Raw genomic sequence first — 25,460 nt, 5'->3', positions numbered from 1 at the left:
ACAAGTCAAGCCGTTCCAATACCCGTACCGCTTGTTGGACCAGCTGGGGCTCGCCTACCTTGAAGGAAAAGAGACGGAATTCGCCAAACCCCTAACCAGGAGCGAGACGACGATGACCAAGAAACCGGATACGACACGTCCCGAACAACCGGGAGACCAGGCCCCTCCAGGCACTCCCGGGACCGGGCAGAATGTCTGCCGTGCCTGCCAAGGCAGCGGCCGAATAGAAGGGGAAGAATGCCCCGACTGCGGCGGCACCGGCTACGTCATTGAAGGTATCGGAGGCGGCTGAACCCTTGGCGGGCCCACCGCAACAGGCCGAACCCGAAGGTTCGGCCTGTTGCTTGTCATGGAGGGTTCCAAGAAGCCGATGATCCGTGTCGCAAGTGGGTCAATCCTCCGCCAGTGCCGGCAACAATACCTTGAGCTTGCGGGTCAACGTGTTGCGCCCCCAGCCCAGCAGCTCGGCCGCCTCGCCCTTGCGCCCGCCGGTATGCTTCAGCGCCGTCTCGATCAGGATCTTCTCGAAGTCCGGCACCGCCTCTTCCAGGAGGTGGGTATGGCCGGCGGCAAGGGCACGGTCGGCCCAATTGCGGAACGCCGCACGCCAGTCTCCGTTGGCACTGTCCACGGCCTCTGGTTCGCGTAGCTCCGGCGGCAGATCCTCGACCAGAACTTCTCGACCGGAAGCCATTACCGTCAACCAGCGGCACGTGTTTTCCAGCTGACGCACGTTGCCCGGCCAGGGCAGGCGAGTGATATGCGCCTCGGCGTCGGCGGTCAATACCTTGATATCGGTAGAAAGCTCCTTGGCCGCCTCGGCCAGGAAGTGCCTCGCCAGCCGAGGTATGTCCTCACGACGCTCCGACAGCTTCGGCAGGTGCACCCGGATCACGTTGAGACGATGAAACAGGTCCTCGCGGAAGCGGCCATCCTCCACCAGGGTCTCGAGATTCTGGTGAGTGGCGGCGATGATGCGCACATCCACCTTGACCGGGGTGTGTCCACCGACCCGGTAGAATTCGCCGTCGGCCAGCACGCGCAACAGGCGGGTCTGGGTCTCGGCCGGCATATCGCCGATTTCATCGAGAAACAGCGTACCGCCATCGGCCTGCTCGAAGCGACCCTGCCGCTGGGCAGCGGCTCCGGTAAAGGCCCCTTTCTCGTGGCCGAACAGCTCGGACTCGATCAAGTCGCGGGGTATCGCCGCCATGTTCAACGCAATGAAGGACTTGCCGACCCGCGGGCTGTGCTGATGCAGCGCGCGGGCCACCCGCTCCTTGCCGGTACCCGACTCGCCGTTGATCAGTACCGTGATATGGGAATGCGACAGGCGGCCGATGGCACGAAAGACCTCCTGCATGGCCGGTGCCTCGCCGATGATTTCGGCATCCAGACCCTCGGGCACGCTGACCGGCCGCTTGCGCTCCCGGGCGTGGGCAACGGCACGCCGGACCAGCGCCAGCGCCTCGTCCACGTCGAATGGCTTGGGCAGATACTCGAAGGCGCCCCCCTGGTACGAGGCCACGGCACTCTCCAGGTCGGAGTGGGCCGTCATGACGATTACCGGAAGGTCGGGGTGAACTTCCCGCACCCGCGACATCAGGTCCAGGCCATCGATACCTGGCATGCGAATGTCGGTAACCAGCACGTCGGGTGGATCGTCCAGCAACCGGCTCAGTGCCAGGTCGCCCCGCTCGATACTTTCGACGTCGAGGTCGGGCTGAGCCAGGGCGCGCTCCAGTACCCAGCGAATGGCACGATCATCGTCAACGATCGTGACACGTGCGACATCAGTCATGGCGCCTCTCCAGCGGAATAAGCAGTCGGAATTCGGTATGGCCGGGGCGTGATTCGCCTTCGATCAAGCCCTGATGTTGATGCAGAATGCCTTGGGCAATGGATAGTCCCAGTCCGCTGCCATCGGCTCGGCCCGATACCATGGGGTAGAATAGGGTTTCCTGCAGGCCCTCGGGGACGCCGGGCCCGTTGTCGATCATGGCCACTTCACAGACCAGGCGATGTCTCTCCGCACCCAGCGTGAACTGGCGACGCGCACGGGTCCTCAGCAGCAGGCACGGCTCCGGGGTCCCGGCCTCGACCATGGCCTCCATCGCATTGCGTGCCACGTTGAGCACCGCCTGGATCATCTGCGCCTCGTCACCGGGAAAGTCGGGCAGACTGGGATCGTAGTCGCGTTCGACATGCACGCCCGGTGTCTCGGCAAGCAGCAGAGCCCGCACTCGCTCCAGCACCTTGTGGATGTTCAACGGTTCGTGACGCACCAGTTGATTCGGCCCCAGCATGCAGTCCACCAAGTCACGCAGGCGGTCCACCTCCTCGATGATGATCGTGGTGAACTCCACCAGGCTGGGGTCGTTGAGATCGCGCTCCAGCAGTTGGGCGGCACCACGAATTCCCCCCAGCGGGTTCTTTACCTCATGAGCCAGCCCCCGGGACAACACCTTGATCGCCTCCTGTCGGTTCAGCAGGGCTTCTTCACGAGAGATCCGCAGAAGGCGATCGCGGGGCTCCATCTCTACCAGCAACTCGTTGGCGGAAAGCGGCGTCACCGTATAGTCGATGGTCACGGTGGCCCCGGTCACCAGCGCCAACCGGACCTCACGCTGCGTAAAGGGGTGACCATCGTCACGTGACTTGGTCAGGACCTCGTTCATGCCGTCGCCCTCGGTGACCAAAGCCGAAAGCCTCAGTCCCTTCACCCGCCCCAGACTGACAGCCAGCAACGCCTCAGCCGCCGGGTTCATCCAGCTCAGACGCAGCCTGCCATCCAGCAGCAGCACCGCAGTGGTGAGATGTTCCATCAAACGTCGGTACATTGGGCTTTCCTTGGTGAAAGCGTGCACCCGCAACGCGCCAGCCGACGCAGCACAGCACGGCCACATTCTCTATCACATAGCATAAGCAAGAAGCGCGCCAACCCAATAAAGGGCGATATGGCGCCGTTTCAGGGCAAAGTGACAAACCTTAGATGCACATCAATGGTGCATCGAGGGCATATTTGCCGGCAGCCAACACGCCAGCAGCAGACAGAATGGCAGGCAACGAGCTGAAACGCACCGCGAAGGCGCGCCAGATTGCACGTCTTGGCACCTGGCGTGTCTTTCCAAGGCGTAAGATAAAAAAGGGCTCCACCATGGCGGAGCCCCTTTCGCATTCATGTACCCGAGCGCTGACTCGCCGCTCGTGGCCTGCCATCGTTAGCAGGAATAGTACATGTCGAACTCGATCGGGTGGGTGGTCATGCGAATACGCTCCACGTCTTCCATCTTGAGCTCGATATAGGCATCGATCATGTCATCGGTGAAGACGCCCCCTTCGGTAAGGAAAGCACGGTCGGCATCCAGTGCCTCAAGGGCCTGATCCAGGCTATGGGCCACGGTCGGCACGGCCTTGCCCTCTTCCGGAGGCAGGTCATACAGGTTCTTGTCCATGGCATCGCCAGGGTGGATCTTGTTCTTGACGCCGTCGAGACCGGCCATCAACATGGCCGCGAACGCCAGGTAGGGGTTGGCGGTCGGGTCGGGGAAGCGGGCTTCGATGCGCTTTCCCTTGGGGCTGGCGGTGTAGGGAATGCGGATCGATGCAGAACGGTTACGAGCACTGTAGGCCAGCATGACCGGCGCTTCGAAGCCCGGCACCAGACGCTTGTAGGAGTTGGTCGAGGCATTGGTGAAGGCGTTCAAGGCACGGGCATGCTTGATGATGCCGCCGATATAGTACAGCGCCATTTCCGACAGCCCGGCGTACTGGTCACCGGCAAACTGGTTGACCCCATCTTTCCAGAACGACTGGTGAACGTGCATGCCGGAACCGTTGTCACCAACCAGAGGCTTGGGCATGAAGGTAGCCGTCTTGCCATAGGCGTGAGCCACATTGTGGATGACGTACTTCATTTCCTGAACTTCGTCGGCCTTCTTCACCAGGGTGTTGAACTTGATCCCGATCTCGTTCTGGCCGGCGTTCGCCACCTCGTGGTGGTGCACCTCGACGCTCTGACCAATGGCTTCCAGTGTGTTGCACATGGCGCCACGGATGTCGTGGAAGCTGTCCACCGGGGGCACCGGAAAATAACCGCCCTTGACCCGGGGACGGTGCGCCAGGTTACCGCCCTCGACCTGGCGGTCGGTGGACCAGGCGCCCTCTTCGGAAGAAATCTTGTACATGGAGCCTTCGATATCGGACTTCCAGTGCACCTCGTCGAAGATGAAGAATTCCGGCTCCGGGCCGAAGAAGGCGGTGTCGCCCAGGCCGCTGCTCTGAAGGTAGGCCTCGGCGCGCTTGGCGATGGAGCGCGGGTCACGCTCATAACCCTGCATGGTGGCCGGCTCGATGATGTCGCAGCGCAGCACCAGGGTGGAATCTTCGGTAAACGGGTCAAGGAAGGCGGTGCCGTCTTCCGGACGCAGAATCATGTCGGACTCGTTGATACCCTTCCAACCGGAAATCGAGGAGCCGTCGAACATCTGGCCGTTCTCGAAGAATTCGTCGTCCACGTCACGGGCGGGAATGGTGACGTGCTGCTCCTTGCCCCGGGTGTCGGTGAAACGCAGATCCACCCACTTCACATCGTGTTCTTCGATCAGGGCGAGAGTCTTGGCAGACATGATGTCCTCCGTTTGAGCATTGGCTCGATTCATTGGCTAATGACCCACTAGCGCTGGTTCGTCCAGCACATGTTGTAGCACGCGGTGAGCAGGGATGCCCACGATCACCATGCACGAGCATGGTGAGCTGCCAAGTTAATGCAGGCCGCGTGCCAATAATGCACCACCAGCACTCAGAGTCTTCTTTTCTCTCTGATATGACGGACATTTTTCATTGCTAGACTTGCACCGCCCTGAAACAGCCGGACCATGCAAGGTGGCAAGCAGTCGCCAGAACCCTTACTGGCGCACCAATAGCGTGCGAAAAAAATTATCCTCGCACCATAAGAAAGCAAGATCGCCGCGACTTCGCCCGGCGATGCCATGAGTCAGCAAGAACAGGCCGAACAACAGCGTTGACGCTTCGTCAAATGACAGGATTGAGTCGCTCCGTCACAGAAGATACTGTCCGTTCTCACTGGCTTGCGCAGCAAAACAATACTTTCAGCAAGCATGGATTCAAAAAAATTCTCTGCGCGGCCGCCACAATCGGCCATTTTGAGCCTCCTACCCATACATACAACATCCAATAACGTACATGCCATGACCGATACACCACGCAAGAACTTCTGGTCAGGTCTCGGTGTCGCCACGGTTTCGGTGGTGCTGATCACCTGGATCATCCCGACCTACGGTGGCAGCGGTTTCGCCTTCGGCCTGCCCCCCCAACTGCTCGCCACTCTGGGTGCCTGGCTGATGCTCGCTTGCGCTGCCGCACTCTCCATCGTCAGCTTCATTACGCTGAAACGCGACGGCAAACCGCTGATCGCCTTTCCTGAGTTCGGCCACTTCTGGCACCAGACGTGGCCGTTTCTCTATGTGTTGGCCTTCATCGTGCTGGTCGACCGCTTCCCGCTGACCTGGACAGCCCCCTTCATGATCGGCGCCCTGCTATTGATTCTCGGTGAGCGACGCTGGCACGTGGTTGTCTTGTCATCGATCATCCCCGCCGCCGGCCTCTACGGGCTGACCGCCCACCTGATGCGCATCGGAGTGGTATGACATGATCGGATTCGACGCCATTCTCAGCGCCTTCATTGCCGCCCTCCACTATGAATCGATTGCCATCATTTTCGGCGGCGTGCTGCTCGGCTACATCGTCGGGGTCATTCCCGGCTTGAACCGGGCGGTGGCAATTGCCATTGCGATTCCACTGACTTTCTACATGTCCGCCTATGCGGCCATCGCCTTCCTGATCGGCCTGTCCAAGGGCACCGCCGCCGGCAGCGCCGTGTCGGCGATCCTGCTCAACACGCCCGGCGAGCCTTCTTCGGCGGCCACCTGCCTGGATGGCTACCCCATGGCCAAGAACGGCAAGCCTCGCAAGGCGCTCAAGGTCGGTCTGCTGGCCTCGGTGATCGGCGACCTGCTGGCCACCTTGCTGCTGATTGCCGTAGTGATTCCCTTTGCTTCGGTAGCGCTGAAATTCGGGCCCTATGAACTCACTGCCATCCTGGTCTTCGCCCTGGTTTTCGTCGCCGGCATGGCGGGTGGCTCGTTCCTCAAAGGGCTGGCGGCTGGCGGCATGGGCATCATCCTCGGCACCGTCGGCCTTGACCCGGAAACCGGTGCCGCTCGCCTCACCTTCGGCTACGCCGAGCTGATGGAGGGCGTGCCCATCCTGCCGCTGGTGATCGGCACCCTGGCCCTGGCCGAGATGTTCGCTCAGCTTGATGAGCATCGACGCAACAAGGGTGCCAGTGTCATCAAGCTGGGCAAGAGCAGTGAAGACAGCCTCTCCTATCGGGAGTTCAAGAGCACCCTGCCGACGATATTCAAGAGTACCGGCGTGGGCGCTTTCGTCGGAGCCCTGCCCGGGCTCGGCCCCACTGTCGGAGCCTTCATGGCCTATGGCTTGGCCAAACGCACCGCCAAGGACCCCGACAGCTTCGGCAAGGGCAACCCCAACGGCATTGCCGCCGCAGAGTCCGCGGACAATGCGGTGATCCCGGCCAGCTACATCCCGCTCTTCGGCTTGGGGATCCCCGGCAGCGTATCGGCAGCCCTGCTGGTGGGGGCCTTCATGATCCACGGCATCCAGGTCGGCCCGCTAATGCTGCGCGAACACCCGGAAATGCTGTTCACTCTGTTCTCGGGGATGATCGTGGCGAGCGTACTGATGCTGGTGGTGGGCTGGTATGGCCTACGCATCTTCGCCAAGGTCACCAACGTGCCACCACACATCGTGATTGCGATAGTCATCTTTCTCTGCCTTGCCGGGATTCAGGTACAGGGCTATGGCACCTTTGGATTGGCCACCGTCTTTGTCTTCTCGATCTTCGGCTACTTCCTGAAAAAATTTGACTACTCCTTCGTCACCTTCCTGGTCGCCTTCATCGTCACGCCGATGCTGGAAATGAACCTGCGTCAGTCTGTGATTCTGTCGGGCGGCGACATCGGCATCCTGCTTCAGCGGCCCATCGCCCTGGCCTTTGTCGTCTTCACGGCTCTCATGGTGCTGCACCTGGCCTGGACCGCCTATCGACGCTGGCTGGGCGATCGCCTGAAGGCCAGGCAATCCTGATCCGGGCCCGGCCCCGAGGGCCGGGCCCCCTAGCCGTGCCGCTGCGGCACGTTCCGGCAGCCATGCCATTCATCACGTAAAACCACAGCTGTCTCACACAACAATCACACATCAGCACCAAAGAGGTTAAGACACCATGAAATTGAAACTGCTGGGTACTGCCATTCTTTCCTCCGCCATGGCCTTCGGCGCCGCGGGCCTGGCCCAGGCCGACGACTTCCCGAGCAAGCCCTTGACCCTGGTGGTGGGTTTTGGTGCCGGCGGCAGCACCGACATCCAGGCCCGTGTCCTGGCCAACGTTCTCGAGGAAAACCTAGGCCAGCCGGTCAACGTGGTCAACCAGCCCGGTGCCGGGGGCGGCGTGGCTTTGGCCCGCCTGGCCAACAATGCCGACGAGGGCTACACCGTCGTCTTCGGCACGTCCATGACCATCACCTTCGGCCCGCTCTCCACCGAAACCACCTATGAGCTGGATGACTTCCGCTACGTGGCCGGCGTGACGCTGGGCCAATCGGCCATCGTTACCGGGGAAGACCGTGCCTTCGGTGACACCTGGGAAGGCCTGATCGAGTACGCTCGTGAAAACCCGGGTACCAGCTACGCCACCCAGACCGCACTGGACCGCATGATCATCGAGTACATCGCCCGTCAGGAAGGCCTGGACCTGCGCATCGTGCCGACCTCCGGCGGTGCCGGCATGGCGCCGCTGATTCTCTCGGGTGACGTCGACTTCGGCTACAGCGGTGGCACCCACTCAGGCTATGCCGATTCCGGCGAGATGCCGGTGTTGCTGAGTCTGGCCGAGGATCGCCTGGTCGCCTTCCCCGACGCCCCGACCCTGCCGGAGGCGGGCTACGACATCAATGCCGCCGAGATCCGCGTGGTGATGGTGCCAAAGGACGTACCGGACGATCGTGTGGAGCGCCTTGCCGAGGCCCTGGAAGCCGCCACCCGGGACGAGCGTTTCATCGAGATCACCGAAGAGCGCATCCTGATGCCCGTGACCTACATCCCCGAGGATGAAGTGACGCAGACCCTGCGTGATCAGATCGAAGGCTACAGGACCCTGCTGGAAGAGCTAGGCGGCGTGCCGGAGGATTGATCCCTCTGACGCCAACGGTTTCCGCCGCTCCTGGCGCCAGGAGCGGCGGCAACGGCGAGCCCGCGGCAGGCGCTGACCGAGCGCCTGCTCTCGCCACACTCTGTGCCTCGCGCCATCCGCAGGCCAATAACGCAATGAGAGGTTCAACAATGAAAATGAAACGGCTAAGCACTGCCATCCTTTCCGTCAGCATGGCCTTTGGTGTCACCTGTCTGGCCCAGGCCGACGAGTTTCCGACCAAGCCGCTGACCCTGGTGGTCGGCTTCGGCGCTGGCGGCAGCACCGACATCCAGGCCCGAGTCCTGGCCAACGTGCTCGAGGAAAACCTCGGCCAGCCGGTCAACGTGGTCAACCAGCCCGGCGCCGGTGGCGCGGTCTCGCTGACTCGCCTGATGAACAACCAGGATGAGGGCCATACCTTCATCTATGCGGGTACGAATGGCACTCTCACCTTCGCGCCCCATGCCCACGATACCGATTTCACACTGGACGATTTCCGCTACGTGGCCAGCATCACCACCGTCCAGCACGCTATCGTCACCGGCGAGAACCGTCCGTTCGGTGACAGCTGGGAAGACCTGATCGAGTATGCACGCGAGAACCCGGGCACCAGCTATGCCACCCAGCATGCCCTGGACCGCCTGGTCATCGAATACATCATGGAGCAGGAAGACCTCGACCTGCGCATCGTGCCGACATCCGGTGGCGCCGGCATGGCGCCGCTGATCCTCTCGGGTGACGTCGACTTCGGCTACAGCGGCGGCACCCACTCCGGCTACGCCGAAACCGGTGAGATGCCGGTACTGCTGAGCATGGATGGCGAGCGCCTGTTCGCCTTCCCGGATGCACCGACCGTGATGGAAGCCGGGTACGACATCGACACCTCTGACTTCCGCGTGGTGGTAGTGCCCAAGAACACGCCGGATGCCCACGTCGAGCGCTTGGCGGAAGCCTTGGAAGTGGCAACCCGGGACCCGCGCTTCATCGAGATTACCGAAGAACGCATTCTGATGCCGGTGCACTTCATCGGTGAGGAAGACGCCACCGAGATGCTGTACTCCCAGTCCGAGAACTATCGTCGGCTGCTCGACGAGATGGGTGGGGTTCCCGAGGACGACTGAGCTCCTTGAACCCAAGCCTCACCAGCGACTGCCTCGCGCGGGCGCTGGTGAGGCTTGACCATCGCAGGATCAAGCACTCCCAACCAACACCCTGGCCTGGCAGGCGTGCAGACGTTCGAGCAGTTCCGGCACCGCCTCAGCCTCGAGACCCGGATCGAAGCCGCCGATGCGCTCGAACCAGTCACGGGTCACGCAGAAGGTGTCGGTCGGCGAGACTCTCAGCAGCAGCCCCCAAAGCCGGAATAGCACGCTCTGTCGTCGCGCCGGGAGAATGGCGACATCCCAGGCCCCGTGCTTCACATCACTGATCATGTCGTCCAGCCAGTGATAGGAACGGCGTGCAACCAGGCCGGGAAAGAGAAGCAGATCGCCCTGGCTTGCGCCCACGGCAGTGTTCATGCGGTTACCCAATGGGGCTGGCGCACAAGGCAACAGTCTGACGCCATAGCGACTCGCCAGCGCCGGCAAGCGCCCATCCAGGGTGTCGTCCACGATCAGCAGCTCGTATCCTTTCCATGATTGCGAAGCCTTGTGCAGGGAACTCAGCTGGCGTGGCAGCTGGGCACCGGACGAGCGGGCATCAAGAAGGACGCTGATTAACATGACGGGCCGGACTCCGCGAAGCTGACCACAAGAACGCACCAGGCGAGACGAGAAAGGCTACAGAACCGTATCAAAAAATTTCAATGAGTGTATAAAGATATCCAAGTGTGTATACAGACTGGTTTTTATCGCATCGCCCACCCCAGTTTCGTCCTGTTCAGGTAGTGGGGAGCTCATCCTCCGACACCGAGGCTGGCTGCCGTCAACCTGCCCCGTCAGCACGATGATGGAGGTTCTGCTATTCCCCTACCTTTCTAGTCTGTACAATGCGCCTCCACTTCCCTACCCCCGCGCCTAGGGTACTTTTCAAGACGTGTACATAGGTGCGTACATGATGACGAGTCATAACCTATGAGCACAGCTGTAACCCCCTCTCAGATCGAGAGCCTTCGCAATATTGCCATCATTGCCCACGTCGACCACGGCAAGACGACCCTGGTCGACAAGCTGCTCAGCCAGTCCGGTACGCTGGACCGCAAGGCCGAGGGGCAAGAGCGCGTCATGGACTCCAACGACCAGGAAAAGGAACGCGGCATCACCATCCTGGCCAAGAACACCGCGATTCGTTGGCAGGCGCCTGATTCCGATCAGGTCTATCACATCAATATCGTCGACACCCCGGGGCACGCCGACTTCGGCGGCGAGGTCGAGCGCGTCATGTCCATGGTGGATTCGGTGCTGCTGCTGGTGGACGCCGTCGACGGCCCGATGCCGCAGACCCGCTTCGTGACCCAGAAGGCCTTTGCCCAGGGTCTGAAACCGATCGTGGTCGTCAACAAGATCGACCGCCCCGGCGCCCGCCCCGACTGGGTCATCGACCAGATCTTCGACCTGTTCGACAACCTGGGAGCCACCGACGAGCAGCTCGATTTTCCGATCATCTACTGCTCGGCGCTCAACGGCGTCGCCGGCATGGACCCGGATGCGCTGGCCGACGACATGACGCCGATGCTGCAATCCATCGTCGATATCGTCGAGCCGCCGAAGGTCGAGCTCGATGGCCCCTTCCAGATGCAGATCTCGGCACTGGACTACAACAGCTACGTCGGTGTCATCGGACTTGGCCGCATCAAGCGCGGGAGCGTGCGACCCAACCAGCCGATCACCGTGATCAGCACCGATGGCTCCACCCGCAAGGGCAAGATAGGCCAGGTGATGACCCACATGGGTCTGGAACGCGTACAGGCCGAGCGTGCCGATGCCGGGGATATCGTCTGCATCACCGGCATCGACAACCTTTCGATCTCCGATACCCTTTGCGACCAGGCCGTCGTCGAGGCCTTGCCGCCGCTGTCGGTTGACGAACCCACCGTGTCCATGACATTCCAGGTCAACGACTCGCCCTTTGCCGGCCGTGACGGCAAGTACGTCACCAGCCGCAACATCAAGGAGCGCCTTGAACAGGAGCTGATCCACAACGTGGCGCTGCGTGTCGAGGCGGGCGATACCCCGGAGAAGTTCAAGGTTTCCGGCCGTGGTGAACTGCACCTGTCGGTGCTGATCGAGACCATGCGTCGCGAAGGCTTCGAGCTGGCCGTGGGCCGCCCCGAAGTGATCATCAAGGAGATCGACGGCGTCAGGCAGGAGCCGTACGAAGAGGTGATCATCGACTGCGAGGAGCAGCATCAAGGCGCCATCATGGAGGAGCTCGGCTACCGCAAGGGCGAGCTGACCAACATGAACCCCGACGGCAAGGGCCGCGTGCGTCTGGACTTCATGATTCCCGCACGCGGCCTGATCGGCTTTCGCGGCCAGTTCCTGACCCTGACCTCGGGCACCGGCATCCTGACCAGCCGTTTCGACCACTACGGCCCACTGAAGCCCGATGCCTCCATCGAGCGGCGTAACGGCGTGCTCGTTTCCATGGTGGATGGCAAGGCTCTTGCCTACGCCCTGTATGCCCTGCAGGAACGCGGCAAGCTGATCATCGACCATGCTACCGAGGTCTACGAAGGCATGCTGGTCGGCATCAACAATCGCGCCAGCGACATGGTGGTCAACCCCACCAAGGGCAAGAAGCTCGACAACATGCGCTCCACGGGTAACGACGAGAACATCGTCCTGACCCCGCCGGTGAAGTTCTCGCTGGAGCAGGCCATCGAGTTCCTGGATTCCGACGAACTGGTCGAGATCACCCCCAACCACATTCGTCTACGCAAGAAGTTTCTCAAGGAAAACGAGCGCAAGCGCGCCAGCAAGGCGTAACGCCCGAACCAGTCACAGAAGAGCCCACCGTCCAGGTGGGCTTTTTCTATCGGTGCCAGCCCGCCTGCTCATTGCGTTCGCCGCCCCCTGCCCTAGACTTGGTATGCGCTTCGCCCGAAAGGCCAAGCAAACCCCAAGCAAGTGAGTGACGACAAGCGATGACAAAAAGGAACCTGCCATGAATGGATTCCCCTTCAAGCCGTTGCTGTTTGGCGCGGGCCTGGCCGCCCTGACCAGCGCCGCGCCTCTCGCCGCCGAGCCCCGCCAGGAGATCCTCGACGCCGCCGAGCGCCATGAAGCGCCGCTGCTCGAGACGCTCGAGACACTGGTCAACATCGACTCGGGCACCACCTTCGAAGCAGGGCTTGCCGAGGTCGAAGCGATTCTCGAGGAGCGGCTGCAAGAATTGGGCGCCGAGATCGAGACCCACCCCTCCGAAGAGCTCGGCGGCAACACCCTGGTCGGCCGCCTTCAGGGCAGCGGCGAACGCGACATCATGCTGATGATCCACTATGACACCGTGTTCGGCGAAGGCACCGCGGCCGAGCGGCCGTTCCGCACCGAGGAGGGTCGCGCCTACGGCCCCGGCGTGGGCGACGCCAAGGGAGGCGTGGCGGTCATACTGCACAGCCTGGCCATGCTGGAGGAGTTGGACTTCGACGGCTACGGCACCCTGACGGTGGTCTTCAATCCCGACGAGGAGCAAGGCTCGCTGGGCTCGCGCGACCTCATCCAGGAACTCGCCGGCAAGCAGGACGCGGTTCTGGTCTTCGAACCGACCCTTGGCGTGGACGGGGTCTCTTCGGTCACCACCGTGACCAAGGGCATCAACTACGCCTTCCTCGAGGTCACCGGCCGCGCTTCGCATGCTGGCGGCGCCCCGGAGGAAGGCCGCAACTCGGTGATGGAACTCGCCCACCAACTGCTGCAGCTCGACGACCTCGACGACCCCGACAAGGAGACCACCCTCAACTGGACGGTGATCGAGGGCGGCGGCACACGCAACATCATCCCCGAGAGCGCCCGAGCCGAAGGCGACATGCGCTACTTCGATGCCGACGAATACGATCGCGTGACCGAAGAGGCCAACGAGATCATTGCCGACCGGCTGATCGAGGACACCGACGTGGAATTCCGGCTCGAGCGCGGGCGGCCACCACTGCCGGAGAACCCCCAGACACAGGCGCTGGCCGAAGCCGCACAAGCGATCTATGGCGAACTCGACCTCGACCTGGAAGCCGTCGAAATCGGCGGCGGCACCGATGCTGCGTACGCCTACCAGCCTGACGCCGAACATCCCGCCGTGCTCGAATCTCTTGGCCTGGTGGGCGGCCGTTATCACAGCAGCGACGAGTTCGTCGAACTCGACAGCGTAGTACCGCGCCTCTACCTGGCGACACGGCTGATCATGGATCTTGCCGAGGAGAGCCCCTGAAGGCGGTATCGCGCCACCCAGATAGGGCCCACCGCAATGGTGGGCTTTTTTCGTGGCGGTAACGCCGTCTATGCTTCATGGAGCAAACGAACGTTCGATATCAGGAGGCAAGATGCACAGACACGTGGAATGGGACGACCCCGGCGCGAGTAGCGTGGCACGTCACTTCGAGAAGCACCCCACCGGGCGCTCCGATCCCGGGCCGGGCGATATTCTCTCGGCCCGCTATCAGGGTCTGGTAGTCCGCATCCGGGTCGAAGCCTACGTCAATGGCACCAGCATCGGCAATGTCGTCGCGCTGATCGATCCAGAGAGCGGGGAACGGCACAAACTGGCCGGCAAGCTGGCCACGGGCGACACCGTGCGACTGCCGGATGAAAGCCGCGCCTTCGAGCCCTCCGCCCGCGACGACAACGATGAGGAGGAGCCGGTGTGACACTCATGAACGGAAGCCCCGGTCATCAGTTGTTTCCAACGTATCCTTAACGTTTTACCACTGGCCAAAAAGCAGGGTTCTGTCGCAAAGTGTAGGCGCCGCTGGAACCGCCATAACAATACTCCGGGCGCCAGAGACACACCGGACGGAAACCGAGCATAATCGACATGTCAGCCATCATCGACGTCAGGCACGTCCACAAGGCCTTTGGTGGCCTCAACGTCATCAACGACTGCTCCATTCAGGTAGAGGAAGGCTCCATCACCGGGCTGATCGGCCCCAACGGCGCCGGCAAGTCGACTCTCTTCAATATCATTGCCGGCGCCCTGCCGCTGGACAGTGGCCAGATACTGCTCGACGGCGAGGACATCACCAACCGCCCCGCCAACGAACTGTTCCACAAGGGCCTGCTGCGTACCTTCCAGATCGCTCATGAGTTCTCCCAGATGACCGCTCTGGAGAACCTGATGATGGTGCCACCGGCCCAGGCCGGCGAGAGCCTCTTCAACGCCTGGCTCAAGCCGGGCGTGGTGCGCGAGCAGGAAACCGAAGTACGCCAACGCGCCCTGGAGGTGATCGAGTTCATCGGCCTGCACCACGTTCGCAACGAACTGGCCGGCAACCTCTCCGGTGGCCAGAAGAAGCTGCTCGAGCTGGGCCGCACCATGATGACAAACGCCTGCGTGGTACTGCTCGACGAGATCGCCGCCGGTGTCAACCGCACCCTGCTCGGCGACCTGATGACCAACATCGAACGTCTCAACCGGGAAATGGGCTACACCTTCCTGGTCATCGAACACGACATGGACATGATCGCCAGGCTCTGCGATCCGGTGATCGTGCTGGCCCAGGGCAGTGTGATGGTCGAGGGCAGCATCGAGGAAATACAGAACAACCCCCAGGTGATCGAGGCTTACTTCGGGGCCGGTGCCGCCTGATAACCGCTATTGCCCGGCACCAACGGACAACAAGCAGAACCGTCACGACAGCGCAGAGATTCCAACGATGCCATTACTCGAAGCACGCGACGTGCACGGCGGCTATGGCGGCATGAATATCCTCAACGGGGTGAACATGTCGATCGAGGCCGACGAGATCGGAGTGATCGTCGGCCCCAATGGCGCCGGCAAGTCGACCATGCTCAAGGCCATCTTCGGCCTGCTCACCGTCAGCCAGGGTGAGATCCTGCTGCGGGGCGAACCCATCCACAACCTGCCCCCCAACAAGCTGGTGCAGAAGGGCATGGGCTTCATCCCCCAGGAGAAGAACGTATTCCCCAGTCTCACGGTGAAGGAAAACCTGGAGATGGGCGCTTTCCTCAAGCCCCACAACGTCAAGCGCATGCTGACGCAGGTCTACGACTTCTTCCCCCCGCTCCACGACAAGCGCCACCAGCCGGCCGGCGAGCTCTCCGGTGGCCAGCGCCAGATGGTGGCCATGGGACGGGCCCTGATGGCCGAGCCCGAGGTACTCCTGCTCGATGAGCCCACCGCCGGCCTATCACCGCTCTACATGAATGAGATTTTCGAGCGGGTGAAGCAGATCAATGCCGCCGGCGTGGGCATCCTGATGGTGGAACAGAACGCCAAGCAGGCACTCGCCATTGCCGACAAGGGCTTCGTGCTGGCCGCCGGCCAGAACCGTTTCACCGATACCGGCGCGGCGCTGCTCGCCGACCCGGACGTCGCCAAGAGCTTCCTCGGTGGCTAGCCCTGGCGCCAGTATCTGGAGAGTAATGTCGTGAATGAACTGGTCTTCTTCATCAACAACGTGGTGATCGCTGGCAGCGTGACCGGCTCGATCTATGCCATCGGCGCCATCGGCGTGACGCTGGTATTCAGCATCATGCGCTTCGCCCACTTCGCCCATGCCGACATGATGACCTTCGGCGCCTTCATGGTGCTGCTGTTGACCCTGGCCTTTCCGGGCGTGGGAGCCGTGGTCGGCCTGCCCACACCCGTGGTCATGCTACCGCTGGCCATGGTACTCACCGCGTTACTGGCCGTGGGAATCGACAAAGCCTTTTACAAGCCACTGCGGGCCCACGGCGTCAAACCCATCGTGCTGGTCATCGGCTCGCTGGGCGTGACCCTGATGCTGCAGGGGCTGATTCGATTGTTCGCCGGTACCAGCGCCCAGAGCCTCTACATCGGCGAGCGCAAGGAGATCTACCGACTGGACCTGCCCTTCGAACTGGCCACCCGGCCGGTGATCGTCACCGAGCCGCAGATCATCCTGTTCATCCTGACCATCACCGCTGTAGTGAGCCTGCATCTCTTCCTCAACCGCTCGCGGCTGGGCAAGGCAATGCGCGCCATGTCCGACAACCCCGACCTGGCCCGCGCCTCCGGTATCAATACCAATACCATCGTGGCGGTGACCTGGGTGATTGCCGGTGGCCTGGCCGCCGTTGCCGGCACCCTGCTATCGCTGGACGTGACCTTCAAGCCAGATCTCAGCTTCTTCCTGCTGCTGCCGATCTTTGCCGCCGCCATCGTGGGCGGTGTCGGTCACCCCTATGGAGCGATTGCCGGCGGCTTCGTGGTCGGCTTCGCCGAAACCCTGGCTGTCTTCAACTGGACGGTGCTGCTGCGACCGGTTCAGCACCACTTCCCCGAATGGCTGGAACTGCCGCGTAATCTCGCCTTCGTCGGCACCGAGTACAAGATCGTGGTGCCCTTCTTCATCCTGGTGGCCATCCTGGTGTGGCGTCCCACCGGCATCTTCAAGGGTAAGGTGATCTGATGAACAGTCCTGCTCCCTCCCCGGCCAAGCCGACGACCACCCGCCGCTTCCCGGTACGCGAAGTCATACTCTTCGGCGCCCTGCTGGTCGCCATATTGGGTGTCTATGCCGTCATGGGCGCCGCCTACAGCACTCGCATGCTGGTGGAAGCCTCCTGCTACGCCATCCTGGCCCTGGGCCTGACCATCCAGTGGGGGTATGCCGGCCAGTTCAACGCCGGCGTGATGGGCTTCGTGGCGATCGGCGGGTTCTCCGCCATGCTCTTCAGCGTGCCGGTCAACGACGCCTTCTGGGGTACCGAACTGCCCGGCGAGCTGGGCCGCGTGCTGCTCTACCTTATCGGCTCGGTGCTGCTGGTGATAGGTGCCACCAGGCTTCACCGCTTCGGGGTGCCGAAGAAGCTGCGCACCGTCATTGCCGTGGTGCTGGCGGTGGTGCTCTACCTGGTCGTGCTCAGCATGCTGCGCGGGGTCACCGGCGAGATCCAGTCCCGTGCCGGCTTCATCGGCGGGCTGGGGCTGCCGGCCTGGACCGGCTGGATCGTCGGCGGCGCGCTCGCCGGCAGTATCGGCTATTTCATCGGCCATATCTGCCTTGGACTGCGCAGCGACTATCTGGCCATCGCCACCCTGGGGATTGCCGAGATCATCAAGGCGTTCCTCAAGAACTCCGACTGGCTGACCCGCGGTACCGCCACCGTCTCGCCGCTGCCCTGGCCCACCCCCGGACCCAGCGAGCTGGGATTCACCCTGGCGCGGGCCCTCTACCTGTCGGTCACGGCAGCCTTGATCGCGGTGATCTTCTTTCTGCTCCACCGCGCCTATCATGCCCCCTGGGGGCGCATGATACGCGCCATACGGGACAACGAGGTCTCTGCCGCAGCCATGGGCAAGGATATCAACAGGCGCCGCCTGGAGATCTTCGTGCTGGGCTGCATCCTGATGGGCATCGGCGGCGGAGCCCTGGCCTCCTTCAACAGCCTGTTCGACCCCCAGGGCTATCTGCCGCTCAACCATACCTTCCTGGTTCTGGTCATGGTGATCCTGGGCGGCCCCGGCAACAATCTGGGCACCCTCTTCGGCGCCGTGGCGGTCTACATCATCTGGCTCATGTCCGAGCCCCTGGCACTGTTCCTGATGAACATGGCGGTCTACGTGGGAGAAGGCGTCTTTGGCTGGGAGCCACCCGGCAACCTGGACAGTCGAGCGCTGCAGGCCCGGGTATTCGTGATCGGCCTGCTGATCACGCTGGTGCTGCGCTTCGCGCCGCAAGGACTGCTGCCGGAGAAAATCAAGCATCACGACTGACAACGTCGGCCACGACGCAAAAGCCCCGACGATGCTGCCCGCCGGGGCTTCCTTCTTACAGGCTTTCTTTCAGCCTTTTGGCATGGGTAACAATCGCCTAGAGATCGACCTGGCCCTTGCCGACGAAGGCGCCATCCTCCACGACCATCTCGACCACGACGCCGGGTACGTCGCCGTTCTCGTCGAACTCATGGCTACCGGACGCCCCTTCGTAGTTGATCTCCTCGCCTGCGGCGATCAGCTCCACGGCCTTCTCCCACTCGCCGGGCAGGATCACTTCACCCGGCGCGCTGGAAACGCTGCGCAGCGCCTCGGACAGCCCTTCGCGCTCGGCGCTGCCGTTCTGTTCGATGGCCAGCGCCAGCAGGAAGGCGGCGTCGTAAGATTGGGCCGCGAATACCGCGCTGGGGTCGAAGCCCGCTTCCTCGGCTGCCTGGTTGAAGAGTTCGGTACCGGGAAGCTCGGGGCTGCCCGGGCGGGTAGCGATCATGCCCTCGAGGACATCGGCGCCCACCGCCTCGACCAGGGCGGAGCCCACCATGCCGTCGGCACCGGCATATTGGGTGAACATGCCGCTTTCATAGGCCTGACGCAGCACGGTCTGACCGGAGCCATCGGCATAGGCCAGCACGACCAGCGTTTCGGAGCCACTGGCAGAGAGCGAGCCCAGCTCGGAGCGATAGTCCGCACGACCATCCTCATGGGCCAGATTCTCGGACACGACGCCACCGCCGGCCTCGAAGGACTCGACGAAGGCATCAGCCAGGCCGCGGCCATAATCGTTGTTGACGAAAGTCACCGCGACATCATCGAAACCCTTGTCAAGCATCAGCCTGGCCAGGATGTCACCCTGGAAGGAGTCCGAGGGCACGGTACGGAACACCAGATCATTGTCGTCCAGATCGGTCACGGCGGGCGCCGTGGAAGCTGGCGAGACCATTACCACGCCACCGGGAATCGCAGCATTGTTGGCCGCGGCAATGGTCGCACCGGTACACAATGCCCCCACGATGGCGGTCACGTTCTCGGTGTTCACCATGCGGTCCGCTGCGTTGGAAGCCGCCGAGGCATCGCTGCAGGTGGTATCCGCGCTGGGCATCACCAGCGTCTGGCCCCCCAGGATCCCACCCTGCTCGTTGACATGCCTGACCGCCAGTTGGGCGCCTTCATAGATCGGAGGGGTCAGGCTTTCGATCGGGCCGGTGAAACCGCCCAGGAAACCAATCTTGACTTCAGCCTGCGCCGCACCGGCGAACATCAGGCTGGATGCCGCCACTGCCATCGCCAAAACGCGTTTTTTCATGATTGTTCTGCTCACTCTGGTTGCAAAGAAAGTGCACCCCCTAAATCTGGAAGGCTCGCGGCTAAAACACAAGCCCCCCTGCCAACGTAAGCTCAGGCGAATAGGCCGTCAACTCATTGATCATACTGGCCGAAGCCCTTCAGCGAGCGGGACGTCGCTTCAACGCTCAGGCTCGCTTCGGCCAGGAGCATCTATACTGGAAGCCCACTGCCGATCACCCAAGGAGCTTCCCATGCGCCCGTTGATCCTGTCCGCTCTGCTGCTGGCCCCTCTTGGCCTGGCCGCCGGGACCGTCCACGCCTTCGTACCCGCCGGCCAGGACGTGACCTATGAGCATGACGAGGAAACCTTCGAAGGCTATCTTGCCAGCGCGGAGGGCGAAGCCCGCGGCACCGTGCTCATCATCCACGACTGGGACGGACTCGACGACTACGAGCGCCAGCGCGCCGACATGCTGGCGGCCGAAGGGTACGATGCCTTCGCCATCGACCTGTTTGGCCAGGGCAATCGCCCCGAGACGACCGAAGACCGTCAGGCCGCCACCCGCGCCCTCTATAGCGACCGTGAGCGCATGCGTGCCCTGACCCTGGCCGGCCTGGCCGAAGCCCGCGAGCAGGGTGCCGCCGACGCCACGGTGGTGATGGGCTACTGCTTCGGCGGCGCCGTGACGCTGGAGCTCGCCCGTTCCGGCGAGGCCGAGAACATCGCCGGCTACACCAGCTTCCATGGCAGCCTGGGCACACCGGAGGACCAGGAATGGCCAGAGGACACCCCGCCACTGCTGATCGCCCACGGTGGCGCCGACAGCTCCGTCACCATGGAGGACGTCGCCACCCTGGCCGAGGAACTCGAAGCGGTAGCGCTTACCTACGAGATCCAGGTCTATTCCGGCGCCCCCCACGGGTTCACCGTATTCGGCGATGACCGCTACCAGGAGCGTGCCGACGAGAGGTCCTGGGCGGCCTTCCTGACCCTGCTCGAGGAGGTACTGTGACCCCAGTCGATACCGCATGCTTCGCCAGCCTAGCCGTGACCGAGCTTGCCGGCAACCGTCACATTGTCGGAGAGGCCCACGGCAGCACTCATGCAAGGCTCATCCAGCACAGCCTCGAGGTCTACGACCGGCTCTTCCATGATTTCGTCGGCATCGCCTGGGAGGAGGCGCGCCAGGAAGCCGTTCGCTTCCAGCCCATGATCGAACGTGGCTTCCCGGCGATCATCGAGGAGATGGAGGGCATCGCCCGTGGCGCCGGCGTCGACTTCCTCGATATCCTGACCCTCAACTGTCGCAGCGAGATCGCCCTGACCCGTTCCAGCGGCGGCTGCTCGGCCTTTTCCCTGCGACGCCACGGCCAGCAGTGGCTGGCCCAGAACTGGGACTGGCGTAACGACCAGTTGCATAACGTGGTGGTATTGAGGATAGAAGGCACCGGTACGACCCCGCTGATCAGCGTGGGAGAAGCGGGTATGGTGGGAAAGATCGGCATGAATGCCAGAGGGATCGGCGTATGCCTCAATGCCATCCGCTCGCAGACCTGTGGCGAGGGACTGCCGATCCACGTTGCCCTGCGCAAGATCCTGGAGAGCCCCGACCTGGAAAGCGCGCTTCGCGTGGCCACCCATGACCGAATCTGCTCGCCGGCCCATTTCCTGCTGGCCAGCGGCGACGGCCAGGCACAGGGGATGGAAGTACAGCCCGGCGAACCCGGCCGCCTGACGCCCGAAGACGGCGTGGTCACCCATACCAACCACCTCTACGCCCTGCCCACCACCTGCCCGGTGGAAGACTACCCGCGCATCGACTCACGCCCACGGCTGGAGAGGCTCGACACCCTGATACGGGAAGGGCTGCCCGTTGACGCCCGTATAGACGAAACCACCCTGTTCGGGGCCCTCAGCGACCACGACAACGCCCCGATGTCGATCTGCCGTCACTTCAACCCCGACCAGCCCCCCGACGAGCGCATGGAAACGCTCTTCTCCGTGGTCATGAACCTGAGCGAGCGGCGCCTGACCCTGCGACATGGCAAGCCGTGTGAAACCACCAGCGGCCTGAGCCTGGCTCTGGCCTGACGAGTCAGCTCATCTAGCGCGCGTGCGGGGCTGCCCGGCGGCGTCCAGCTCACCCTTCAGGTACTGCTCGGTCGTCAGCAGGAAACGCCGACGGAGCAGGTTGTGGGTCGCTTCTTCACGACATAGCTGCATCAGTTCCCGATCCTCTTCGGAAATATCCGGTGCCTGACGCTGATGCTCCCAGGCCAGGCGCACCGAACCCGACGTGGCATCACATATCTGCAGCGTGGGACCCACCCCCTTGAACGCGGTATTGATGCGGAACGACATGGAGACCTCCAATAGATTTTATTAATGATAACGATTATCATTGCCATAAGAATCTAGTTCCCTCCACCGCTTCCTGTCAAATCCGCTTTGCGCAATTCGTTGCCACCTGCCTGCCGCCAGGCCGCAATGGCAAACGTTGCTTGTGACATACCCTCGCCGATTCAAGGCCCGCCCACTTCAAGGGCGAACCCGCGGAAACCCTGACCGACGCGGTCACGAATTTTTCGGCGTACAACCAGCAACTGGCAGCACTGCTGGCCCAGGACGAGCTGAGCATGACCGATCTGGGCACCATCCATGAGCTGACCTATACCCTGGAAAACGCCCTGGAAACGATCACCGAGGAAGTGGAAGCCATGGCCTTCACCCTGGAAGAGGTACACCAGGGCTCGGAAACCGGGGATATCGAACGGGTGAAAAGCAACGGCGAGGCCTACCTGGAAGCCGCCCAGACACTGGTCCCGTAAACCGCCTGGGCATCGGCAGGCTCTGCCTGAAATCGGCGGGGAGCCGGCAGAGCCTAGCCCGCCAGGGCCTCCTCCACCAGCCCACGCGCCTCATCGCTCATGGGCAGGCTCAGCGCCAGCTCACGAGCCCGTGGCGACATCTTGCCCCAGGTCTTCCGCACGATACGGATCAGGTGGTCGTGCTCCACCTGCTTCGAAAAGTCACCGAAATAGTTCTCCAGGAACACCAGGCAGGCGCAGTCCTCCACCGCCTGGGTACCCTCATCGCGGCCCAGCCCCTGCTTGCGGATCATCTGCGCCACCCGCGCGCCATCCTCCGGCGAATAGCCGCACTCCTCCATGACCCGCGCCGTGGTCTCGCCTGCCCGCTTGCCCTGGTCGCGACGCCAGGTCAGGTACCCTACCCGCCCCTCGGGATACTCGCTGCGGGGGACCTGCCAACGCTGCATGTGCTGCGAACGCACCGCAAGCTGCGTCAGCTCGTCCGGTGACTCCACCACCTGTTCCAGCCAGGCGCTCATGCGCCCCGCATGCCACAGCTCCAGCGGCAACGACTCACCGTCGACCTCCACCCGTCGCGGATCCTCCGCATGGAGAGCATCGAGGGCGGTGATGGTTTGTTGGAAGACAGTGATCATGGCGAAGCTCCGGCATGGGGTTCAGAAGACAGCATAACCGTAAATCACCCCTCATTCTGCAGCCCGCCGGGCGCCACGCTGGGATCCAGTTCGCTCATGTCGGGCAGCTTGTGCGCGACGCCCTTATGACAGTCAATGCAGGTCTTGCCCTCCGCCTCGCCCTGTAGATGACGCTGCAGGGCGCGTTCACTCTGATCCATGTAGTCCATGTATTCGAAGTCGTGACAATTGCGGCATTCGCGGGAGTCGGTACGCTCCATGGTGCGCCACACGCGCTGCGCCAGTTCAAGCCGTTTGCCCTCGAACATTGCACCCCCTCCCCGTTGACTCGGGCATCGGCATCATGCATGTAGAGAAGCGCGTTCGGCTGGGCACGATGCAGCTCCGGCACACGGCGGGTCATGCTGCCGGTATGCCAATGCTCCAGTACCCGGCCGGTGCACAGCCACAGGTCATACCCGTCGTCCGGCACCTCGTCCAGCAGTTCAGCTTGCCATCTTTGAGCATGCGACTCTGCAGAACGGCGTGATAACCTGGTGTCTCGGGAATGGTGCCTTCCGGCAGCTGCCACATCCGCTCGGCGAACGCGCGGTGTTCGGGATCGGTCACCACCATATCGGAGGGCAGGCGATGGGCGAACGTGCCCACTTCACGGGCGGTGCCACAGGCGGAAGGCTGCCCCGTCAGCGAGAACGAGCTATTGCCCGGTTCCGATATCTTGCCCATCAGTAGATGCACATTGTAGACCAGACCGTTGACCCATGTGTCCCGGGTATGCTGGTTCATGCCCATGGTCCACAGCGACATCACCTTGCGATTGGGGTCGGCGTAGGCCCTGGCCATGCTCGATGAATAGAGCGAAACGCTGCCCGCTGGAACGGCTACAGACCTGCACGAAAGGCAGAGCGACCTGCCGCGCGGCAGGCGTTTCCATCAAGCGCTGAGCTTCTTCGATTTCGACGCCATGCCGCTGGGCATAACACTTCGCCCGGCTAGGGCTCCCAGTGTTGAGCTGTCGATGCCGAACGGCCGGTGACGCGCCTCGGCAAGTACTGGCTGAATGGCTGCCAATATTACGTGGTCATGCATGCCGGTGAGCCACGAAATCGACATCAGCTGCTCAAGCCGAGCCTGTTGCCTATGTAGCCGAAGATGATCGAGGGTGATGTGCTGGTGGTGAATGAGGCAAGGGTGGCGCAGCATGCCGATCTGGTGATGGTGGATTAGGATGGCGAGCAGAGACTTTTTCACAGTCATAGGATTGGCGGGCAGTTGCGGTTGATACCGCCGCTCGATCGGATTGGGCATTTGCGGTGCGGCAGCGCGATGTGCGCGGCATGGTGGTGAGCCAGGCGCGGCGGTATGGGTGGTGATAGGAATTTAGGAAAGCGTCAGAAGAAAGCTCCCCGGCCATTGGCTGGGGAGCTTGCGTTAGGGCGCGCAGCGCTCCAGTTCATGTAGTGCCGCTTCGGCCAGAAAGCCTGAGCGTGTCTTGTAATCGCTGTTCCTTGCCACGGTGGTGTCGATACGCTTGATGAGCAGCTCCGGCAGCGTGACGTTGATCTTGTGGCTTTTGCCCAGGTAGGGCGCCATGTCGATCTCGACCGCTGCCCAGATCCAGCCCGCGAACTCGGGATTCGCCACATGCTGCTCGAGACTCTTGGTCATGGGAATCGGATCGCCGTGCTCGGCAAGCACCTCAAGATGACCTTCAATGGCCTCACGGGCGTTGGCAATGGCTTCGTCGAAGGTATCGCCGGCGGAGAAGCAGCCGGGCAGATCGGGAACGACGACGCCATAGGCGTGCTGCTCGTCGCCGATCTCGATAGCGATGGGGTAGTGCATGGTTATCCCTCCTATTGAGCCGAAGGTGGCAAGCCAAGCGCCGACCTCACGCGAGGCCAGCCTGTTTCCTGATCGCCTTTTCCACCCCTATTTTCACATCCTTCTTCGGGTGAGGCACTGTGATGGTGACGGGCTTGCCACCTCCAGCTCCTTTCTGTCTGTTAATGGGGTTATAGCAACTCTTATGAGAAATGTGCAAATTCTAATAACCCCAATAACCCCGCACTTATCAATAGGGCACGGCTTGGTCGGTGTTGCGCGGCTCGAGCTCGAGCATGAGCGAGATAGGCCCAGCCCGCTTGCCCTGGTCGCGACGGTACTCGTTGCGGGGGACCTGCCAACGCTGCATGTGCTGCGAACGCACCGCAAGCTGCGTCAACTCGTCCGGCGCCTCCACCACCTGCTCCAGCTAGGCACTCATGCGCCCGCATGCCACAGCCCTCGCTGGCGCCGGCAGGTTTCTATCCACGCGGCCGTGCGGACCGCGACCCAGCCCGGCTGCCAGCGCATCCTTGGCGGTATGTTTCTATCCGCGCGACCCGTGCGGGCCGCGACCGCTGTGCTGGTACTGATCATCTCGCTCTCGGCTGTTTCTATCCGCGCGACCCGTGCGGGCCGCGACGCAATAGCCACCTGGGCAACTGAATTCCCTGCTACCAGTTTCTATCCGCGCGACCCGTGCGGGCCGCGACTCGCCCACCACGCACTACCCATGCCCG

At 62.5% G+C, this 25,460-nt stretch carries 28 protein-coding genes and 2 pseudogenes; 15 read left to right on the top strand and 15 right to left on the bottom strand.

All coding sequences use genetic code 11. From position 1 onward, the window contains the following. Positions 1–112: 112 nt before the first annotated feature. Entirely contained in the window at positions 113–292 is a 180-nt protein-coding gene (locus C1H69_RS03675) for a hypothetical protein (protein ID WP_102652086.1), read from the top strand. Positions 293–391: 99 nt separating this feature from the next. Here the strand turns inward: C1H69_RS03675 and glnG are convergent, their stop codons facing one another. The 4 genes from glnG to glnA all read right to left on the bottom strand — a co-directional run bounded on the left by glnG (position 392) and on the right by glnA (position 4,628). Then, complete coding sequence (gene glnG, locus C1H69_RS03670) at positions 392–1,801, bottom strand: nitrogen regulation protein NR(I) (RefSeq protein ID WP_102652061.1); 1,410 nt, start codon at positions 1,799–1,801, stop codon at positions 392–394. After that, positions 1,794–2,840: a nitrogen regulation protein NR(II) gene (gene glnL / locus C1H69_RS03665; protein WP_102652060.1), complete on the bottom strand. Its 1,047-nt coding sequence runs from the start codon at positions 2,838–2,840 to the stop codon at positions 1,794–1,796. Before glnL ends, glnG begins: the two co-directional genes overlap by 8 nt. 148 nt (positions 2,841–2,988) lie before the next feature. Then, on the bottom strand, positions 2,989–3,159 hold the full coding sequence (locus C1H69_RS23520; protein WP_165789409.1) for a hypothetical protein: 171 nt from the start codon (positions 3,157–3,159) through the stop codon (positions 2,989–2,991). 62 nt (positions 3,160–3,221) lie between these two features. Beyond that, complete coding sequence (gene glnA, locus C1H69_RS03660) at positions 3,222–4,628, bottom strand: glutamate--ammonia ligase (RefSeq protein ID WP_102652059.1); 1,407 nt, start codon at positions 4,626–4,628, stop codon at positions 3,222–3,224. Between the two features lie 582 nt (positions 4,629–5,210). On the opposite strand from glnA, the gene C1H69_RS03655 reads away from it, so the two are divergent. The 4 genes from C1H69_RS03655 to C1H69_RS03640 all read left to right on the top strand — a co-directional run bounded on the left by C1H69_RS03655 (position 5,211) and on the right by C1H69_RS03640 (position 9,414). Further along, on the top strand, positions 5,211–5,669 hold the full coding sequence (locus C1H69_RS03655; protein WP_102652058.1) for a hypothetical protein: 459 nt from the start codon (positions 5,211–5,213) through the stop codon (positions 5,667–5,669). A gap of 1 nt (position 5,670) precedes the next feature. Continuing rightward, positions 5,671–7,191 (top strand): tripartite tricarboxylate transporter permease, encoded by a 1,521-nt coding sequence (locus C1H69_RS03650; RefSeq protein WP_102652057.1) that lies wholly within the window; start codon positions 5,671–5,673, stop codon positions 7,189–7,191. A 136-nt stretch (positions 7,192–7,327) separates the two neighbouring features. Then, positions 7,328–8,293 carry a Bug family tripartite tricarboxylate transporter substrate binding protein gene (locus tag C1H69_RS03645; protein ID WP_102652056.1) on the top strand — a complete coding sequence of 322 codons (966 nt, stop codon included), beginning with the start codon at positions 7,328–7,330 and terminating at the stop codon, positions 8,291–8,293. A gap of 149 nt (positions 8,294–8,442) precedes the next feature. After that, entirely contained in the window at positions 8,443–9,414 is a 972-nt protein-coding gene (locus C1H69_RS03640; RefSeq protein ID WP_102652055.1) for a Bug family tripartite tricarboxylate transporter substrate binding protein, read from the top strand. 69 nt (positions 9,415–9,483) lie between these two features. On the opposite strand, the gene C1H69_RS03635 is transcribed toward C1H69_RS03640, so the two are convergent. Next, positions 9,484–10,017, bottom strand: a complete 534-nt coding sequence (locus C1H69_RS03635) for a glycosyltransferase family protein (protein ID WP_102652054.1) — start codon at positions 10,015–10,017, stop codon at positions 9,484–9,486. Positions 10,018–10,368: 351 nt separating this feature from the next. On the opposite strand from C1H69_RS03635, the gene typA reads away from it, so the two are divergent. The 7 genes from typA (at position 10,369) to C1H69_RS03600 (ending at position 18,145) form a co-directional block, all read left to right on the top strand. Further along, complete coding sequence (gene typA / locus C1H69_RS03630) at positions 10,369–12,222, top strand: translational GTPase TypA (RefSeq protein ID WP_102652053.1); 1,854 nt, start codon at positions 10,369–10,371, stop codon at positions 12,220–12,222. A gap of 178 nt (positions 12,223–12,400) precedes the next feature. After that, entirely contained in the window at positions 12,401–13,657 is a 1,257-nt protein-coding gene (locus C1H69_RS03625) for a glutamate carboxypeptidase (RefSeq protein ID WP_102652052.1), read from the top strand. Between the two features lie 112 nt (positions 13,658–13,769). Beyond that, on the top strand, positions 13,770–14,093 hold the full coding sequence (locus C1H69_RS03620; protein WP_102652051.1) for a hypothetical protein: 324 nt from the start codon (positions 13,770–13,772) through the stop codon (positions 14,091–14,093). Between the two features lie 167 nt (positions 14,094–14,260). Continuing rightward, a complete protein-coding gene (locus tag C1H69_RS03615) occupies positions 14,261–15,031 on the top strand; it encodes an ABC transporter ATP-binding protein (RefSeq protein ID WP_102652050.1) in 771 nt (256 codons plus the stop codon). A 67-nt stretch (positions 15,032–15,098) separates the two neighbouring features. Beyond that, positions 15,099–15,803 (top strand): ABC transporter ATP-binding protein, encoded by a 705-nt coding sequence (locus C1H69_RS03610; protein ID WP_102652049.1) that lies wholly within the window; start codon positions 15,099–15,101, stop codon positions 15,801–15,803. 30 nt (positions 15,804–15,833) lie between these two features. Beyond that, the gene (locus tag C1H69_RS03605) at positions 15,834–16,838 is read left to right on the top strand and encodes a branched-chain amino acid ABC transporter permease (protein ID WP_102652048.1); all 1,005 of its coding nucleotides are present in this window, start codon (positions 15,834–15,836) and stop codon (positions 16,836–16,838) included. Next, positions 16,838–18,145 (top strand): branched-chain amino acid ABC transporter permease, encoded by a 1,308-nt coding sequence (locus C1H69_RS03600; protein WP_102652047.1) that lies wholly within the window; start codon positions 16,838–16,840, stop codon positions 18,143–18,145. Before C1H69_RS03605 ends, C1H69_RS03600 begins: the two co-directional genes overlap by 1 nt. 97 nt (positions 18,146–18,242) lie before the next feature. On the opposite strand, the gene C1H69_RS03595 is transcribed toward C1H69_RS03600, so the two are convergent. After that, entirely contained in the window at positions 18,243–19,451 is a 1,209-nt protein-coding gene (locus C1H69_RS03595) for an ABC transporter substrate-binding protein (protein ID WP_102652085.1), read from the bottom strand. Between the two features lie 229 nt (positions 19,452–19,680). Here C1H69_RS03595 and C1H69_RS03590 point away from each other — a divergent pair, with 229 nt between their 5' ends. Continuing rightward, positions 19,681–20,442 carry a dienelactone hydrolase family protein gene (locus C1H69_RS03590; RefSeq protein ID WP_102652046.1) on the top strand — a complete coding sequence of 254 codons (762 nt, stop codon included), beginning with the start codon at positions 19,681–19,683 and terminating at the stop codon, positions 20,440–20,442. Then, on the top strand, positions 20,439–21,521 hold the full coding sequence (locus C1H69_RS03585) for a C45 family autoproteolytic acyltransferase/hydrolase (protein ID WP_102652045.1): 1,083 nt from the start codon (positions 20,439–20,441) through the stop codon (positions 21,519–21,521). The genes C1H69_RS03590 and C1H69_RS03585 overlap by 4 nt, the downstream gene beginning before the upstream one ends. 9 nt (positions 21,522–21,530) lie before the next feature. Here C1H69_RS03585 and C1H69_RS03580 read toward each other — a convergent pair whose 3' ends face one another. Then, positions 21,531–21,791: a hypothetical protein gene (locus tag C1H69_RS03580; protein WP_102652044.1), complete on the bottom strand. Its 261-nt coding sequence runs from the start codon at positions 21,789–21,791 to the stop codon at positions 21,531–21,533. A 161-nt stretch (positions 21,792–21,952) separates the two neighbouring features. Here C1H69_RS03580 and C1H69_RS24515 point away from each other — a divergent pair. Then, positions 21,953–22,258, top strand: a pseudogene (locus C1H69_RS24515) (DUF6746 family protein); the annotation flags it as partial. Positions 22,259–22,311: 53 nt separating this feature from the next. On the opposite strand, the gene C1H69_RS03570 reads toward C1H69_RS24515, so the two are convergent. The 8 genes and pseudogenes from C1H69_RS03570 to C1H69_RS24510 all read right to left on the bottom strand — a co-directional run bounded on the left by C1H69_RS03570 (position 22,312) and on the right by C1H69_RS24510 (position 25,120). Continuing rightward, the gene (locus C1H69_RS03570; protein ID WP_102652043.1) at positions 22,312–22,896 is read right to left on the bottom strand and encodes a DUF4202 domain-containing protein; all 585 of its coding nucleotides are present in this window, start codon (positions 22,894–22,896) and stop codon (positions 22,312–22,314) included. A 44-nt stretch (positions 22,897–22,940) separates the two neighbouring features. Beyond that, on the bottom strand, positions 22,941–23,204 hold the full coding sequence (locus C1H69_RS03565) for a NapC/NirT family cytochrome c (protein ID WP_102652042.1): 264 nt from the start codon (positions 23,202–23,204) through the stop codon (positions 22,941–22,943). A 91-nt stretch (positions 23,205–23,295) separates the two neighbouring features. Next, positions 23,296–23,739: a molybdopterin-dependent oxidoreductase gene (locus C1H69_RS03555; RefSeq protein ID WP_102652041.1), complete on the bottom strand. Its 444-nt coding sequence runs from the start codon at positions 23,737–23,739 to the stop codon at positions 23,296–23,298. A 34-nt stretch (positions 23,740–23,773) separates the two neighbouring features. Further along, a pseudogene (locus tag C1H69_RS24575) lies at positions 23,774–23,866 on the bottom strand (type I-F CRISPR-associated endoribonuclease Cas6/Csy4); the annotation flags it as partial. Then, the gene (locus tag C1H69_RS23170; RefSeq protein ID WP_422666878.1) at positions 23,830–24,099 is read right to left on the bottom strand and encodes a type I-F CRISPR-associated endoribonuclease Cas6/Csy4; all 270 of its coding nucleotides are present in this window, start codon (positions 24,097–24,099) and stop codon (positions 23,830–23,832) included. The gene C1H69_RS23170 and the pseudogene C1H69_RS24575, both read right to left, overlap by 37 nt. A 228-nt stretch (positions 24,100–24,327) precedes the next feature. Next, positions 24,328–24,741, bottom strand: a complete 414-nt coding sequence (locus tag C1H69_RS03545; RefSeq protein WP_102652040.1) for a type II toxin-antitoxin system HicB family antitoxin — start codon at positions 24,739–24,741, stop codon at positions 24,328–24,330. Positions 24,742–24,787: 46 nt separating this feature from the next. Next, a complete protein-coding gene (locus tag C1H69_RS24365; protein WP_102652039.1) occupies positions 24,788–24,940 on the bottom strand; it encodes a type II toxin-antitoxin system HicA family toxin in 153 nt (50 codons plus the stop codon). Positions 24,941–24,970: 30 nt separating this feature from the next. Then, on the bottom strand, positions 24,971–25,120 hold the full coding sequence (locus tag C1H69_RS24510; RefSeq protein WP_338066160.1) for a hypothetical protein: 150 nt from the start codon (positions 25,118–25,120) through the stop codon (positions 24,971–24,973). Positions 25,121–25,460 lie beyond the last annotated feature (340 nt).

It is taken from the genome of Billgrantia endophytica, assembly GCF_002879615.1.
Lineage (GTDB): Bacteria > Pseudomonadota > Gammaproteobacteria > Pseudomonadales > Halomonadaceae > Halomonas > Halomonas endophytica.
This window is presented reverse-complemented; position numbering and strand designations above follow the sequence as displayed.